General features: G+C 63.3%; 17 protein-coding genes. 8 read left to right on the top strand and 9 right to left on the bottom strand.

What is annotated here, in order from left to right; translation table 11 throughout:
* Positions 1–12: 12 nt before the first annotated feature.
* The 7 genes from GCN75_RS06345 (at position 13) to GCN75_RS06315 (ending at position 6,652) form a co-directional block, all read left to right on the top strand.
* Positions 13–909, top strand: coding sequence for a branched-chain amino acid ABC transporter permease (locus GCN75_RS06345; protein ID WP_193317400.1), 897 nt, complete (start codon positions 13–15; stop codon positions 907–909).
* Between the two features lie 63 nt (positions 910–972).
* Positions 973–2,031, top strand: a complete 1,059-nt coding sequence (locus GCN75_RS06340) for a branched-chain amino acid ABC transporter permease (protein WP_152281848.1) — start codon at positions 973–975, stop codon at positions 2,029–2,031.
* Positions 2,032–2,087: 56 nt separating this feature from the next.
* The gene (locus tag GCN75_RS06335) at positions 2,088–3,407 is read left to right on the top strand and encodes an ABC transporter substrate-binding protein (RefSeq protein WP_152281847.1); all 1,320 of its coding nucleotides are present in this window, start codon (positions 2,088–2,090) and stop codon (positions 3,405–3,407) included.
* 126 nt (positions 3,408–3,533) lie between these two features.
* Positions 3,534–4,379, top strand: a complete 846-nt coding sequence (locus tag GCN75_RS06330) for an ABC transporter ATP-binding protein (protein ID WP_152281846.1) — start codon at positions 3,534–3,536, stop codon at positions 4,377–4,379.
* Positions 4,380–4,394: 15 nt separating this feature from the next.
* The gene (locus GCN75_RS06325; RefSeq protein WP_152281845.1) at positions 4,395–4,754 is read left to right on the top strand and encodes an MmcQ/YjbR family DNA-binding protein; all 360 of its coding nucleotides are present in this window, start codon (positions 4,395–4,397) and stop codon (positions 4,752–4,754) included.
* Entirely contained in the window at positions 4,751–6,007 is a 1,257-nt protein-coding gene (locus GCN75_RS06320) for a phenylacetate--CoA ligase family protein (RefSeq protein WP_152281844.1), read from the top strand. Before GCN75_RS06325 ends, GCN75_RS06320 begins: the two co-directional genes overlap by 4 nt.
* A 63-nt stretch (positions 6,008–6,070) precedes the next feature.
* Entirely contained in the window at positions 6,071–6,652 is a 582-nt protein-coding gene (locus GCN75_RS06315; protein WP_152257633.1) for a hypoxanthine-guanine phosphoribosyltransferase, read from the top strand.
* 55 nt (positions 6,653–6,707) lie between these two features.
* Here GCN75_RS06315 and GCN75_RS06310 read toward each other — a convergent pair whose 3' ends face one another.
* From GCN75_RS06310 to GCN75_RS06300, 3 genes are all read right to left on the bottom strand, one after another.
* A complete protein-coding gene (locus tag GCN75_RS06310; protein WP_152257634.1) occupies positions 6,708–7,661 on the bottom strand; it encodes an NAD(P)H-dependent flavin oxidoreductase in 954 nt (317 codons plus the stop codon).
* Positions 7,662–7,759: 98 nt separating this feature from the next.
* Complete coding sequence (locus GCN75_RS06305) at positions 7,760–8,683, bottom strand: MBL fold metallo-hydrolase (RefSeq protein WP_152281843.1); 924 nt, start codon at positions 8,681–8,683, stop codon at positions 7,760–7,762.
* Positions 8,684–8,691: 8 nt separating this feature from the next.
* Positions 8,692–8,919 (bottom strand): DUF1289 domain-containing protein, encoded by a 228-nt coding sequence (locus GCN75_RS06300; protein WP_319633285.1) that lies wholly within the window; start codon positions 8,917–8,919, stop codon positions 8,692–8,694.
* Positions 8,920–9,197: 278 nt separating this feature from the next.
* Here GCN75_RS06300 and GCN75_RS06295 point away from each other — a divergent pair, with 278 nt between their 5' ends.
* Complete coding sequence (locus GCN75_RS06295; protein ID WP_034752801.1) at positions 9,198–9,611, top strand: CopG family transcriptional regulator; 414 nt, start codon at positions 9,198–9,200, stop codon at positions 9,609–9,611.
* Between the two features lie 223 nt (positions 9,612–9,834).
* Here the strand turns inward: GCN75_RS06295 and cpaB are convergent, their stop codons facing one another.
* The 6 genes from cpaB to GCN75_RS06260 form a co-directional block, all read right to left on the bottom strand.
* Positions 9,835–10,611 (bottom strand): Flp pilus assembly protein CpaB, encoded by a 777-nt coding sequence (cpaB, locus tag GCN75_RS06285; RefSeq protein ID WP_152281842.1) that lies wholly within the window; start codon positions 10,609–10,611, stop codon positions 9,835–9,837.
* A 16-nt stretch (positions 10,612–10,627) separates the two neighbouring features.
* Complete coding sequence (locus GCN75_RS06280) at positions 10,628–11,989, bottom strand: ATP-binding protein (protein ID WP_226941155.1); 1,362 nt, start codon at positions 11,987–11,989, stop codon at positions 10,628–10,630.
* Between the two features lie 27 nt (positions 11,990–12,016).
* The gene (locus GCN75_RS06275) at positions 12,017–12,610 is read right to left on the bottom strand and encodes an A24 family peptidase (RefSeq protein ID WP_226941153.1); all 594 of its coding nucleotides are present in this window, start codon (positions 12,608–12,610) and stop codon (positions 12,017–12,019) included.
* 127 nt (positions 12,611–12,737) lie between these two features.
* The gene (locus GCN75_RS06270) at positions 12,738–12,908 is read right to left on the bottom strand and encodes a Flp family type IVb pilin (protein WP_152281841.1); all 171 of its coding nucleotides are present in this window, start codon (positions 12,906–12,908) and stop codon (positions 12,738–12,740) included.
* Positions 12,909–13,298: 390 nt separating this feature from the next.
* Positions 13,299–13,988, bottom strand: a complete 690-nt coding sequence (locus GCN75_RS06265; RefSeq protein ID WP_226941151.1) for a response regulator transcription factor — start codon at positions 13,986–13,988, stop codon at positions 13,299–13,301.
* Between the two features lie 41 nt (positions 13,989–14,029).
* Positions 14,030–15,727, bottom strand: a complete 1,698-nt coding sequence (locus GCN75_RS06260; RefSeq protein ID WP_193317398.1) for a sensor histidine kinase — start codon at positions 15,725–15,727, stop codon at positions 14,030–14,032.
* Between the last annotated feature and the right edge of the window lie 242 nt (positions 15,728–15,969).

Below are 15,969 nucleotides of genomic sequence, written 5' to 3'. Positions count from 1 at the left end.
CAACTCATGAATATAAATTTTTTCTTTGAAGTGCTGATCGGCGGCCTGCTGTCGGGCGTCATGTATGCGCTGGTGGCGATCGGTTTTGTGCTGATCTACAAGGCGTCGGGCGTGTTCAATTTTGCGCAGGGCGCGATGGTGTTTTTCGCCGCCCTCACCTGCGTGGGCATCATGGACAAGTTCGGCCTGTCGCTGTGGCTGGCCATCCCGCTGACGATGGTGACCATGATCGTGCTGGGCATGGCGATCGAACGGGTGGTCTTGCGGCCCCTCGTCAACCAGCCCGAGATCACGCTCTTCATGGCCACCATCGGCCTGACCTTTTTCATCGAAGGCCTGGCGCAGCTGATGTGGGGCTCGCAGGTGCACAAGCTGGACCTGCCCATCGAAGACGTGCCGATGCCCTTCCTGATGGACCATTTCAATATCATCGTCTCGCAGTTCGACGTGGTGGCGGCCGGCATCTGCGCGCTGCTGGTGATCTGTCTGGCCCTGCTGTTCTCGAAGACCAAGGTGGGCCGCGCCCTGCGCGCCGTCGCCGACGACCACCAGGCGGCGCTGGCCGTGGGCATTCCGCTGCAGCGCATCTGGGCCGTCGTGTGGGGCGTGGCCGGCCTGGTGGCCATGGTGGCGGGCTTGCTGTGGGGCGCGCGCAACGGCGTGCAGTTCGCGCTGACCTTCATCGCATTGAAAGCGCTGCCGGTGCTGATCCTCGGCGGCTTTACCTCGGTGCCGGGCGCCATCGTCGGCGGCCTGATCATCGGCGCGTCGGAAAAGCTGGCCGAAGTCTACCTGGGCCCCATGGTGGGCGGCGGCATCGAAGGCTGGTTCCCGTATGTGCTGGCCCTGCTGTTCCTGCTGGTGCGCCCGGAAGGCCTGTTCGGCGAACGCATCATCCGGCGCATCTGACGCCGCAGCGCCGCCCCATGCACACGCCGCACAACGCTATCGCTCCATCGCAAAGGACACGTCATGATTTACCGTGAAGCAGGACAATTCAAGACCAGCTACCAGGCTGACAACCAGATCTTCCCGATCCGCCAGGACCGCCTGGCGCTGACGGCCACGCTCCTCGTCGCCGTCTTCCTCCTGCCGTATTTCGCCTCGCCCTACATGCTGTCGGCGATCCTGATTCCGTTCCTGATCTTCGCGCTGGCGGCACTGGGCCTGAACATCCTGACCGGCTACGCAGGCCAGCTGTCGCTGGGCACGGCCGCCTTCATGGCCGTGGGCGCCTTTGCCTCGTATAACTTCATGGCCCGCATGCCGGGCTTGCCGCTGCTGGTGTCGTTCATCCTGGGCGGCCTGTGCGCGGCCATGGTGGGCATCGCCTTCGGCCTGCCCTCCCTGCGCATCCGCGGCTTCTACCTGGCCGCGTCCACGCTGGCGACGCAGTTCTTCGTCGTCTGGTGCCTGACCAAGATCCCCTACCTGACCAACTACAGCTCCTCGGGCGTCATCACGGTGCAGAAGATGAGCATCCTGGGCTACCAGTTCGACACGCCGCAAAGCAAATACCTGCTGGTGCTGGCCATCGTGGCCGGCATGGCGCTGCTGGCCAAGAACATGATCCGCTCGAACGTGGGACGCTCGTGGATGGCCGTGCGCGACATGGACATGGCGGCCGAGGTGATCGGTTTCCGCCTGATGCGCACCAAGCTGCTGGCGTTTGCCGTCAGCTCCTTCTACTGCGGCGTGGCCGGCGCGCTGTATGCGTATGCCTACCTGGGCACGGTGGAACCGGAAGCGTACAACCTGGACCTGTCCTTCCGCATCCTGTTCATGATCATCATCGGCGGCGTCGGTTCGATCCTCGGTTCCTTCCTCGGCGCGGCCTTCATCGTGCTGCTGCCCGTCGTCCTGAACACCATCGCGCATGGCCTGGCACTGCCGACCAGCGTGGCCTCGAACCTGGAACTGATGGTGTTCGGCGCGCTGATCATCTTCTTCCTGATCGTCGAGCCGCACGGCCTGGCCAGGCTGTGGCAGATCGCGAAAGAAAAGTTGAGACTCTGGCCCTTCCCCCATTAAGTTTTTGCAGTCGATGTCGGTTCACTTGAATACCAAATAAAACAAGAGGAGACACAATGAAACACATCAAATCGCTCATGCTGGCCGCCGCCATCGCCAGTGCCGCACTCACCATGGCCGGCAGCGCGCAGGCGCAGGACAAGGAACAGTACATCGCCCTGCCGTCTTACCGCGTGGGTCCTTACGCGGCCGGCGGCTCCGGTTTCTACGGCGGCATCATCGACTACTTCAACCTGGTCAACCAGGCCGGCGGCGTCAATGGCGTGAAGATCAGCTGGGAAGAATGCGAAACCGAATACAACCCGTCGCGCGGCGTCGAATGCTATGAACGCCTGAAAACCAAACAGGGCGGCGCCACCCTGGTCGAAACCCTGTCCACGGGCGTCGCCTACGGCATCCTGGACCGCGTGGCACAGGACAAGATCCCCATGACGATGATCGGCTACGGCCGCTCGGACGCGGCCAACGGCAAGGTCTTCCCGTATGTCTATCCGCTGATCTCCAGCTACTGGAGCCAGGCCGCCGGCATGATCAGATACCTGGGCGACAAGGACGGCGGCATGGACAAGCTGAAAGGCAAGAAAATCGTCCACCTGTACCACGATTCGGCCTTCGGCAAGGAGCCGCTGCCCGTGCTCGAAGCGCTGTCGAAACAGTACGGCTTCGAACTGGTGAAAATTCCCGTCGCGCCGCCAGGCAGCGAACAGCAATCGCAATGGCTGCAGATCCGCCAGGCCAAGCCGGATCACGTGATCCTGTGGGGCTGGGGCGTGATGAACTCCGTTGCCATCAAGACGGCGCAGCGCAACGGCTTCCCGCGCGACAAGATGCTGGGCGTCTGGTGGGCCGGCTCCGAGGAAGACACGATTCCATCGGGCGACGCGGCCAAGGGCTACACGGCGATGACCTTCAATACGCCGGGCAACTACCCCGTGCTCGACGACATCCGCAAGAAGCTCTACGCGTCCGGCAAGGGCAACCTGTCCGACCAGTCGCGCATCGGCTCCGTCTACCACATGCGCGGCGTGACGGCCGGCATCCTGTGGGTGGAAGCGATCCGCACGGCGCAGGAAAAATTCGGCAAGGGCAAACCGATCACGGGCGAACAGATGCGCTGGGGCCTGGAAAACCTGAACGTCGACGATGCGCGCCAGAAGGCCGTCGGCGCGCTGGGCATGTTCCCCACCGTGAAGACCAGCTGCGACGACCATGAAGGCTCGGGCGCCGTGAAAGTGCAGCAGTGGGATGGCAAGAAGTGGACCGCCATCACGCCGAAGTGGATCGTCGGCGACAAGGCCCTGGTGCGCAAGCTCGTCGAGGAATCCTCGAACAAGTACGCGGAAGAGAAGAAGATCACGCCGGCGTGCATGAAGTAAATCGCTGCCGATGGTGGTGTCGGATTACGGCCTGCGGCCTGATCCGACCTACGCCGCATCCACGTAGGTCGGATTAGCGAAGCGTGATCCGACAGCATCGCCAACACATATGAAAACGAAGCAGCCATGACCCACACAGCCACGCAAACCCCGATCAAGCCGGACGCGCCGCCGCCCTACCTGTCGGTGAACAATATCGAAGTCATCTACGACCACGTGATCCTGGTCCTGAAAGGCGTGTCGCTGCAAGTCCCGCAAGGCAAGATCGTGGCGCTGCTAGGCGCCAACGGCGCCGGCAAGTCGACCACCCTGAAAACCATCTCGACCCTGCTGCGCGGCGAACGGGGCGACGTCACCAAGGGCGAAGTCCAGTTCAAGGGCGAGCGCGTGGACCAGTTGACGCCGAATGAGCTGGTGAAGCGGGGCCTGTCGCAGGTGATGGAGGGCCGCCACTGTTTCGGCCACCTCACCATCGAGGAAAACCTGCTGACGGGTGCCTACACGCGCAGCCTGTCGCGCGGCGAGCTGAAAGACGCGCTGGACAAGGTCTACCACTACTTCCCGCGCCTGAAAACCCGGCGCAGCAGCCAGGCCGGCTACACCTCGGGCGGCGAACAGCAGATGTGCGCCATCGGCCGCGCGCTGATGGCCAAGCCATCGATGATCTTGCTGGACGAACCGTCGATGGGCATCGCGCCGCAGATCGTCGAAGAGATCTTCGGCATCGTCAAGGACCTGAACCACAAGGAAAACGTCTCCTTTTTGCTGGCCGAACAGAACACCAACGTGGCGCTGCGCTATGCCGACTTCGGCTACATCCTGGAAAACGGCCGGGTCGTGATGGAAGGGCAGGCGCAGGAACTGGCCAGCAACGAAGACGTCAAGGAGTTTTACCTGGGCGTGTCCAGCGCCGGGCGCAAGAGCTTCCGCGACATGAAGTTCTACCGCCGCCGCAAGCGCTGGCTGGCCTGACGCAGGAAGCAAAGCATGGACCTGGAACGGGCGAAGCAAGTGTGCCGCGGCTTTCCCGGCGCGACGCAAGACATCAAATGGACGAACGTGCTGGCGTTTTGCGTCGGTGGCCGGATGTTCGCGCTGTGCGGCGCGGAAGCGCACAGCACGCGCGGCATGAGCTTCAAGGTCGATGCGGAACGCTTCCTGGAATTGACGGACCGCCCCGGCATCCGCCCGGCGCCGTACCTGGCACGGGCCAAGTGGGTGTATATCGCCAGCCCCGATGCGCTCGACGACGGGGAAATGGCGGCCCTGCTGCACCGCTCATACAGCCTGATTTTTGCCAGGCTGACGAAAAAACTGCAACGTGACATTGGAGAATCCGCAACATGACCGATACGCTCGACAGTCTGGAAGCACGCGCGCCCGAAGAGCGCGAACGCGAATTGATGGCCGGCCTGCCGCAGCTGATCGCGCGCGCGCAAACGGCGCCGGGCTGGGCCCGCATCCTTGATGGCGTCAACGCCGCCGACATCACCAGCCGCGCCGCGCTGGCGCAACTGCCCGTGACGCGCAAGTCCGACCTCAAGCAATTGCAGCACGACGCCCTGCCGTTCGGCGGCTTGAACACGACGCCGAAGAATGCGCTGTCGCGCGTGTTTGTCTCGCCCGGCCCCATCTTCGACCCGGAAGGCCGCGGCCCCGACTGGTGGCGCTTCGCGCGGCCCATGTATGCGGCCGGCGTGCGCGCCGGCGGCTTGCTGCAGAACTGCTTTTCGTACCACTTCACGCCGGCCGCCTTCATGGTCGAAGGGGGCGCCGCGCGCCTGGGCTGCACCGTCATCCCGGCCGGCATCGGCCAGACGGAAATGCAGGTGCAGGCGATGGTCGACCTGAAGCCGGACACGTATATCGGCACGCCGTCGTTCCTGAAACTGATCATCGAAAAGGCGCGCGAAATGGGCGCCGACATCAGCAGCGTCACCAAGGCCGTGATGGGCGCGGAAGCCTTGCCCGAATCCCTGCGCAGCTGGTTTGCCGCGAACGGCGTGCCGCACGTGTTCCAGACCTATGCCTCGGCCGATATCGGCAGCATCGCCTATGAAACGGCCAGCAATGGCAAGCTCAATCCGGGCATGGTGATCGATGAAAACGTGCTGCTCGAAATCGTCCACCCCGGCAGCGGCATGCCCGTCGCGCCGGGCGAAGTGGGCGAAGTCGTCGTCACCGTCTTCAATGCCGACTACCCGCTGATCCGCTTTGCCACGGGAGACCTGTCGGCCGTGCTGACGGATGCGCCGGCATCGCCGTGCGGGCGCACGAATACGCGCATCCGCGGCTGGATGGGACGCGCCGACCAGACCACCAAGGTGCGCGCCATGTTCGTGCATCCGTCGCAGGTGCATGAAATCGCGCGCCGCCACCCGCAGATCAGGAAGGCGCGGCTGGTGGTGTCCGGACGCATGGCCAACGACGAGATGGCTTTGCATTGCGAAGTCGACGATCCGCATGACGCCAGCGGCACCGAGGCCATCATCGGCTCGATCCGCGAACTGACCAAGCTGCGCGGCGACGTGGTGCTCGTGGCCGTGGGCAGCCTGGCGCAGGATGGCAAGATCATCGACGACATGCGCGATTACAAATAAGGCCGATTTGCGGGATAATACCGGCATTGACCATCAGCCCCATTCATCGCCATGCAAGAGTCCATGCAAGAATTTCATCACAACCGTGCCCGTGACCTGATCAAGAACGCGGAACTGCTGTTCGACCAAGATACCGTGCAGGCGTCGATCACGCGCATGGCCGATGTGCTCAACACGCGCTTCAACGCCGAGGATTCGCAGGAATTCCCGCTGGTGCTGGGCGTGATGGGCGGCGCCGTCGTGTTTACGGGCAACCTGCTGCCACAACTGAGCTTTCCGCTCGAGTTCGACTATATCCACGTCAGCCGCTACGGCGACGACGACAAGGGTGGCGAAGTGGTGTGGAAAGTCATCCCCCGCTCGAATGTAGCGGGCCGCACCGTCATCGTGCTCGACGACATCCTGGACGAAGGCGAAACCCTGGCGCACGTCAAGCAGCGCTTGCTGGACATGGGTGCCTCCGAAGTGATCCTGGCCGTGTTTGCCGACAAGGCCATCGGCAAGAAAAAGCCCGTGCAAGCCGATATCGTCGGCCTGGTGATCCCGAACCGCTTCGTCGTCGGCTTCGGCATGGATGCATATGGCTACTGGCGCAACCTGCCGGGCCTGTGGGCCATCAAGCCCGAGGATTTGAAGCAGGAGTGATTCATGATGGTGGTCGGATTGGCGCGCAGCGCGTTATCCGACATCCTCACCAACGTTACAGCTTCAGCCGCGCGCGCGCCGCATCGTATTCGGCCTTCAGGCGCGCCACCATCTCTTCAACGCTCGGCACGTCATCCATCAAGCCCACGCCCTGGCCCGCGCCCCAGATGTCGCGCCAGGCCTTGGCGCTGCCCGAACCAAAATTCATCGAACTCTTGTCCGCTTCGGGCAAGGCTTCCGGATCGAGTCCGGCCGCGACGATCGATTTCTTCAGATAGTTGCCGTGCACGCCGGTAAACAGGTTCGTGTAGACGATGTCCGCCGCGCTGGAATCGACGATGGCGTCGCGGTAGCCGTCGCTGACGTTCGATTCCTTGGTGGCCAGCCAGCGCGAGCCGATGTAGGCAAAGTCCGCGCCCATCGCTTGCGCGGCCAGCACGGCGTCGCCCGTGGCGATGGAGCCCGACAGCGCCAGCGGACCGTCAAAGAATTTGCGCACTTCGCCCACCAGCGCGAACGGCGACAGGGTGCCCGCATGGCCGCCGGCGCCGCTGGCCACCAGGATCAGGCCATCGACACCCGCCTCCAGCGCCTTTTTCGCGTGGCGGATCGAGATCACGTCATGCAGCACGATGCCGCCATAGCTGTGGATGGCGTCGAGCATTTCCTTGGGCGGCGCGCGCAGCGAGGAAATGATGATGGGGATCTGGTGTTTGACGCACACTTCCACGTCATGCGCGAGGCGGTCGTTCGACTGGTGCACGATCTGGTTGACGGCGATCGGTCCCACTTTCTTGTCGGGATTGGCGGCCTGGAAGGCGGCCAGCTCGGCCTGCAGCTCCGTGAGCCAGGTGTCGAGCAATTCGGCGGGACGCGCGTTCAGGGCGGGAAAGGATCCGACGATGCCGGCCTTGCACTGCGCCGCGACGAGGGCCGGGCCGCTGGCGATGAACATCGGCGACGCGATAACGGGTAAGGAGAGGTTTTGCAACGCAACAGGCAATGCCATGGCGGACTCGCTGGAAAGTTGATCGGACGTAAAAAACACTGAACGTTGATTATAGTGCAGAAAAAGTACGATCGTGCTGAATTTATTGCGCCCGCGCATCACCCCTCGTTAAGCAAGTACTCACCCTCGACGCGTGCCGCTGCAGCCCTCAACAGTTGCGAGACGGCCCATTCGGCCAGCGCGGCCGTTTCCTGGCGCAGGAAGCGCCGGTTGGCCTCTTCAAATATGGGCATGCCGCGCAGCAGCGCGGGTATCTCGGCAAGGGCGATGCGCTGGCGTTCCAGCAGCAGGAATTTCAGCAGCACTTTCACCGCATTCTGCGCGTTGCGCACGGGATCGGACGCCAGGTAGTCGAGGCGCGAATAGGCGCGCTGCAGGGCGCCGGCGGCATCCTGGAACGGCCGCCCGTGGCCGGGGATCACCACGCGCACGTCCAGGCTGGCGATCAGGTCCAGGGTGGCGCGCGCCTCAGGAAAGCCGGAGCCGCCATCGAGTTCGGGGAAGATCACGCCAAAGCCGTTTTCCCACAGGGCGTCGGCGGAAATGAGGATGCCCTCCTGGGCGCAGTAAAAGATCAGCGAGTGCGGATCGTGGCCCGGCGCGCCCAGCGCTTGCCAGGCCATGTCGGCCATGCTAAAGGTGTCGCCGGGCGAGACGGTGGCGTCGAAGCCGAAGCGCGGGCACTGCTGGCCCGTGGCCTGGAAGCTGAGGGCGTCGACGTCCCACGCCGCCACCTTGTCCGCTTCCGAGGAGGGAATGGCCGTATGACAGCCATATGCGGCTTGCAGCAGCGCGTTGCCGCCGCAATGGTCGGAGTGCAGGTGCGTATTGAACAGCCGCTCCAGCGGCCGGCCGGCCAGGCTGTGGCGCAGCAGGGCCAGGGTTTGCGGCGCATGCGTGACATAGCCGCTGTCGATCAGGGCCGTGTCGTCCCTGCCCTGGAACAGGATGTTATTCGACGACAGCCAGCCGCGTTCGAACACCTGCATGGAATCGGGGAACAGCGCTGGCGATCGCGGCATGGGCGTCCTCAGTAGTCGGGTTCGAAATCGAGCAGTGATTCACGACCCGGCAATTCGGCCCACACGGCGCGCTTGAAGTCGTCGTCGGCCTTGCTCCAGGCGATGATCTCGTCGAGCGTGCGCAAACAGCCTTCGCACAAGCCGCTGCCGCGGTTCATCTTGCACAGGCTGACGCAGGGCGACGGTACCGGTGACGGCAAGGGGAGCGGAACGGCTGGCGGAGTATCGACCATCATGGAGCGGCATCGGTAAACGTGAAGGCTTTCATTATGCCGCGAAACCACGCCGGCGAGTCGGCGGCATCGCCATGCAATGTTTCCGTCAATATATTTTCCAAAGAAAACATGACGAAAAATGCATGCTTCGAAAATATATTTTACGTGACATTCTCACTCTGCGGCGGCCCATCCTGCGCCCCGATCGGGCCAGATCGCGCTTGACTTGAGGTGTTTCAGAACTATACTACCATCCATACAGATGGCAAATGGATGCCACATGGAGTTTTTGGAGACTTATGGCCAAGCAAGACAGCAAGCCCAAAATTGGGGAATCCGAGAAAATCACGATCAACCTCGGCTTGATCGACCTGGGGCAGATCGATCTGCTGGTCCAGGAGGGATTTTATTCCAACCGCACGGATCTGATCCGTACGGCCATACGCAACCAGCTGGGTACGCACGCCGACGTGGTGAAACAGACCGTCGCCCGTAAAAGCCTGGTATTGGGCATGCAGCACTATTCGCGCGCCGACCTGGAAGCGATCCAGGCAGCCGGCCAGCGCCTGCAAATCCAGGTGCTGGGACTGGCCAGCATCGCCAGCGACGTCTCCGTGGAACTGGCACTGGCCACCATCGAGTCTATTTTCGTATTAGGTGCCCTGCATGCCAGCACCGTCGTCAAGACGGCGCTCGCAGGGCGAATTCACTAGCGTATCGGTTCGCGGCGATGACCCGGCCGATGCGCGGCACCGTTAAGGATGGTCATGAAACTACCTCTCAACATGCTGGCGCACATGCGCGCCGCAACCCGCAACCTGATGGGCCAGGGGCCGGCCGCCGCCACCGAAGCCATCCAGCAGGCGCTGGCCGCCGCTGGCCTGGCGCCGCAGGCAGCCGCACCGCAGCCACCGCCACCGCAGCCGATGCGCGACATCAATCCGCCACCGGCGCCTGCCGCACAACTGCGGCCGCGCGCGGCACCGCGGCGGGTGCCAGCGGCTTCAGCCCCAGCAGCGACTCCTTGGTGGCGCCGCCCGTGTTGACGGGTGCCGGATCGACCTGGTTGCGCAGCACCAGCGACAAGGCGCCCACGCTGCGCGCCAGGTCCAGCTTTTCCACCTGGTCCGGCGTCAATTCCAGGGTCACGGCATTGACCACCTTGGGCTTGTTGTCGTCGCGGTTCGATTCCTGCGCCACGGCCAGCACGAGGATGCGCTCGAGCACGATCTTGGAAATGGCCAGCTCGCCGCCGCCGCTGGCCTTGGCCCGGTCATCCTGGGTATTGACGAGGATGTCGACAAAGTTGCCCGGCAAGGCAAAGCCCGCCACCCCCACGACATCGTTGACGCGCACGGTCATGGCGCGCTTGCCGTCGGCCACGATGGACGACAGGCCGCCGGTCGTGCCCGGCGGCGCCAGTTTGCTTTCCAGCACGGGCTCGCCCAGGCTGATGGCCGTGCGCGTGATGCGCCCGTCCAGCGCCTTGCTGTCGGCAAAGGCGCCCGGCGGCTGCGCGCCTGCGGGCCAGTCCATGCTGCGCAACATGAGCGGACTGATCTTCGTGCCCACGCCGATATCGACCAGGGCCACGACGATCTTCTGGCTCGCGGGCGTACTCTGGCCGCCCATCCAGACCGCCGCCGCCAGCACGGCGGCGCCAGCCAGCACCAGGGCCAGCAGCAACATCAATAAAGCACGGGTATTTCGCATGGTTTTTCCTCTGACTTCAGCTTGGTTTCTGTTCGCGCCGTTCCTGCACGGCCTTCGCTTGCGCGCCCTGACTGTCGCCGGCGCCGGCGCCGGCAAAATAATTGTTCCAGGCCCAGTCCAGCACCTGCTCGTTCAGCTGCGCCGCCGTGCCTTCGTAGCGGGCCAGGTCGCGCACCTGGCGCAGCAGGTCGCGCGGATAACAGGCCAGCAAGGGCGTGGAGCCGCGCGCATGGCGCTGCAGCAGATAGGCAAAGGCGGCCGCATCGAAGGGCAGCCCGTAGCGGGCACAGGTCTGGCGAAACACGGTTTCATAATGGGCCGCGCTGAGCGCCGGCACTTCGATCTTGTAGCCCAGGCGGCGCAGGAAGGCCGCATCCGACAGGCGCTCTGGCAGGAAGTTCGAGGAAAACACCACCACCACGTCGAACGGCACCTGGAAGGTATGGCCGTTGTGCAGCGACAGGTAATCGATGGCGCGGTCCATCGGCACGATCCAGCGGTTCATCAGTTCCAGCGGCGAGCAGCGCTGGCGCCCCAGGTCGTCGATGATGAAGATGCCGTTGTTGGCCTTCAGGTGGGGCGGCGCGCGGTACAGCCGCGTCACGCTGTCGAAGCGCAGGTCCAGCATTTCCAGGGTCAGCTCGCCGCCGGTGAGCACGGCCGGGCGGCGCACGCCGCGCACCCAGCGCGCGTCGAGCTGCACGGCCCGCTCAATGCCGGCCGGCGCTTGCGGCTGCTGCGCCGCCGGCAGATGCAGCACCGGATCATAAAAAGGCACGACTTCGCCATCGACCATGATGGCGTATGGCAAGGCGATGGCGCCTTGCAGCAAGTCTTGCAGGCGTTCGGCCAGATAGGTCTTGCCGCTGCCGGCGGCGCCGTAGATGAATATGGCGCGCCCTGAATTCATGGCCGCGCCCAGCTGGTCGAGCACGCCCGGGTTGACCACCACGCCATCGAAGCTGGCCGCCACCTGCGGGCGCGTGACGTGCATGTTGGCCACGCTTTGCGCCGACACCTGGGCGTTGTAGGCAGCCAGCGGCACGGGGCACGGGCCCGCATAGGCATTGCGCGCCAGGCATTCGAGGGCGCGCTGGCGGCCGCTGTCCGTCAACTGGTAATGGATGTCGGCATCCGTGCCGCTGGCGCCGCGGCGCATGACTTCGCACATCTTTTCCTGCCGCATGAAGACGATCACGGGGTCGATCACGCCCAGGCCCAGCTTGACGTAGGCGGCCAGTTCCGGCAGGTGCAGCTGGCCCCGCTGGAACAGCACCTTGACCAGCAATTCGACCAGGAAAAAGAAAGGCAAGCCCGTCTCGTCGACGGTGCGCGGTGCGCGCTGGGACGCCGGTGCGGCAAGCAGATCAGCAGACATGGGTACGGGTACGGAAGACGCCAGCGGTCATGCGAAGATTCCCAGCGGGCCACTGGCGGCCAGGAGCAGATACAGCGACGTGCCGCAGGCGATGGCTATGGCATAGGGCAACTTGCCGCTAGGCACGACCGGCGCATCGATCTCGGGCCGCTGCGCCGCGATGGCCCGCATGAAGCTGTTCAAGGCCATGTGGTAGCTGTTGCCGGCGACCTGGCGCAAGCTGCCGTGGAAGGCGGCCACGGCCAGTGCCAGCACGCCGCCGGCGAGCAAGGTGGACAGCAGACAAAGGAAGACGGTGTACGGGCCCACGAACGCCCCCACCATGGCCATCAGTTTCACGTCGCCGGCGCCCAGCGCCTTGAGCGCATACATCGGCAGCAGCAGCGCCAGGCCCAGTGCCAGGCCGCCCAGCGCGGGCCAGAAGCCGATCGCGCCCGGCGTGGCCGTCAGCAGGCCGGCGCCGGCCGGCATGACGCAATTGAGCAGCAGTCCCGCCAGCGCGCCCGACAACACCAGGCGGTTCGGAATGCGGCGGCTGCGCACGTCGTGGTACACGGCCAGCAGCAGCAAGCCGGCCAGCAGGACTGCCGGCGACCAGGTCAGGAAAAGATCGGTGTACATGGATTCTTCGGCACGGGAAGCACGATGGCTGGGGCACAAACAACGATGGCCCGGCGCCATGCGGCTGATCCGGGCCACCATCGGCGCGTGCCCGGGACGGGGCACGTCGCCATGTCGCGAGCGATGATTACGGCTTGGCAGTCAGGGTGGTCGAGACGCCCGTGAAGACGGCCGACAGATTGGTGCCCAGCAATTTGACTGCGGCAACGATCGCGACGGCGATCAGTGCGGCGATCAGGCCGTATTCGATTGCCGTTACGCCATCTTCTTCAGCGATAAAGTTTTTGATGAAATTCATGATTAATCCATTCAGAGTGAGTTTTACAACGTCATGTGCAACGGCGCAGGCAGCCAGAAAATGGAGCAACGCCGCGGATTCTTGCATATGGACAGAAGTACAATCAGGCATACCACGACCATCGGCGACAATAACAAGAGGTGTCCGAAAGTGAATTGCCGCGCCAATCGCGCAAGAAATACACGACGACGTGCTTATCGTCTCTTTTTCGATCTCTTCCTGCTCTTTTCCCAATTCGTAATAGCAGTCTGGCTAATTCAGCGGTATTTACCGATTGCTGATAGATGTATTATAAAGAAATAAATATTGATATTAAACAGACAAAAGTAATTTTATTGCCGGTACAAAAGAGCTTTTTTTTCGCAGGCATTCGGTACATTTGTACTGGCCTCAGCATTCATGGGCCACGGCAAGGCCATTCTTCAAGGCATACACATACAGCTCCAGGCGGTTGGCCACGTCGAGCTTGCTGTAAATCGACGTCAGATGGTTGCGCAAGGTTTGCTCGGAAATAAACGCGCGCTGCGCTATGGTTTTATTGAGTGCGCCATTGCCTTCCACCATCATGGCGACAATCTTGCGCTCCTTCAGGGTCAGCAAGGCGATGCGGGCCGCCTCGGGATCGGCCGCCGCCGCTGCCGGCACCGGCTTGATCAGCGCTCCCAGCAAGTTGCCCAGCAAGGCCTGGTCCAGGCACAGTTCACCGCGGTGCACGCGCGCGATGGCATCGATCACCTGCGCCGCCGCCACCTCCTTGCCGATCACGCCCCGCGCCCCGTTGCGCACGGCGCGGGCCAGCATCTCCTGGTCGCGCGTGCCGCTGAACATCAGCGCCCGCGTGACGCCATTGGCCACCAGCGCCGGCACGAAATCGACGGAACACACGCCATCGAGATCGACGTCGAGCACGACGATATCGGGCTGCAGGCTGCCCGTCAGCGCCACGGCATCGCCGATCGTGCCGACGCTGGCCACCACCTCCATCGTCGGGCACGCATCCTCCAGCAGTTTTTCCAGGCCCCACAGCATGGTTTTATGGTCGTCGACCAGCATGACGCGGATGGGGTGCAGAATAGACATAGGCTTACCTTTTATGTGCCACGGCCCGCAGGGCCAGGCCCTTACACGGGAATTTCAATGCGCACCGCCGTCGCGCCGCCAGCTGCCTGGCCGACCTGCACGGTGCCGCCCAGCGCCTGGGCGCGTTCGGCGATGGACGCGGGCATGAACGGGGCGCGCTGCGGCGCTTCGGCCTCGGCCGCATTCTCGATCGAGATGGAGACGGCATGCGTGTCGCAGGCAAGGCGCACGCAACCCTCGCGGGCCGTCGTGTGCCGGCGGATGTTGCTCATGCCTTCATTGACGATCTGAAACACTTCCGCCGCCAGCCTGTCGCTGAGGACGAACGCCCGCTCCGAGACAATCTCGATGTCGATGCCAAAGAATTTCTTCAACTGTTCCGCCTGCCGCCGCAGGGCCACCAGCAGCTCGGGCTCGTCGTGCTGCTGGCCGCCGCGCACCGTCCTGGCCATCTGGCGCAGGTCGCCGATCACCTGGCCGCTCATGTCGATCAGCTTGTCGAGCTCGCCCAGCAAGGGGCTGTCGGCGGCCACCTTGGCGCGCAAGGCGCTCAAGCCATGGCGCAAGCCGATGTAGGGCTGGATGGTGGAATCGTGCAAATCGCGGGCAATTTTCTGCCGTTCGCGGTAAGCGGCGCCGGAAGCGAGCTTGTCGAGAATGGCGATGTTTTCTATCTGGGGAAAGACCTGCGTCACGATATGCGTAAGGAAGCGCGCATCGGCCTTCGACAGCCGCTCCCTGGCCGACAGCACGTACAGGCGGCCCTGCCCCTTATGCAAGGGCAAGGGAACGCTGATGAACGATGGCGCATCGAACAGTTCCGCCAGGGCGGCCCCCTGCGTGGCCTCCATCGCGAGCCGCTGCCATCTGGCGCTGCCGCGCGCCGTTGCCTGCCACGCATGGCCGAGCCCGAGGCGCGCACGCAGCGACGGCGCGTACAGCACGCTCTGGCTGGCGTCGAACGCCATCAGCGGCGCCACGGCCGCTTCGCTCATCTGGCTGACGCGCCCGCCATTTCCCCGGCTGTCGTCGAGCGCCGTGCGCAGCTGCCAATGCGCGGCGCCGCCCTCGCGCATGACCAGGATGCAGCTGCTGGCGCCAAAGAAGACGCGCGCCTTTTCCAGCATGGACGCCACCGTATGGTCAACCCCGAAACGGGGATTCGATTGCTGGCTCACTTCGCGCAGCAAGGCCAGGCGGCGCTTTTGCAGCAGGCTCAGGCCACCCCAGTACGCGATCATGTAGCCCAGCGCCATGACAAACGCCGTGCGCAAGAGCAAGTGCGACAGGTTCGGCTCCTGCTCCGACAGCACCGACGCCAGCACCAGCAAGGCGCAGGAAGCGAGCGTCATGCGCGTGCCTTCATCGAGCCCCCGCTGAAACGAGGATGCCAGGATCACAAAGAAGAACAGGGGGAAAAAATAACTCTCGCCGCCGCCCGTGCACAGCACGATCAGGCCGCACCACAGGACATCGAGCCAGTACACGCGCTTGCCGCGGCCCCGATGAAAATGCAGCAACACCAGCAATGCCCCGCTGTATAGCGCATACAGGGGCAGGATCGTCCAGGCCAGCTGCCCCGACATTGCCTGATTGCCGGGATTGACTATCAAGGTCAGCAATGCCGCCATGGCCAATAACAGGCGCATGCCAAAGATCATTTGCAAGTCCGCATGCTCCTCCGGCGGCAATGCCGCCACGGTATTCTGCTCCCCTTGCAATTGTTGCTTTTGCAGCATGCTGATTTCATCTTTGCATAAAAGCGCCATTGGCTGGGCACGCCAGACAATGGTTAATTATTTTTTAATTTCCTTACGCTCCGCATATTACTCTCAGGATCAGGAATTAGGAATGGGAAGCCCGTTATTTACTATGTAAATTACAATAAACTTGATTTCCGCGCATTTTAATGCGACCCTCACCCGCTTAAAGCAAGATAAAATAAGCCTCGGCAAATTTATTTGAATTCACTGCCAGACAT

It is taken from the genome of Janthinobacterium violaceinigrum, from assembly GCF_009208555.1.
Classification (GTDB): Bacteria; Pseudomonadota; Gammaproteobacteria; order Burkholderiales; family Burkholderiaceae_D; genus Janthinobacterium; species Janthinobacterium violaceinigrum.
This window is presented reverse-complemented; position numbering and strand designations above follow the sequence as displayed.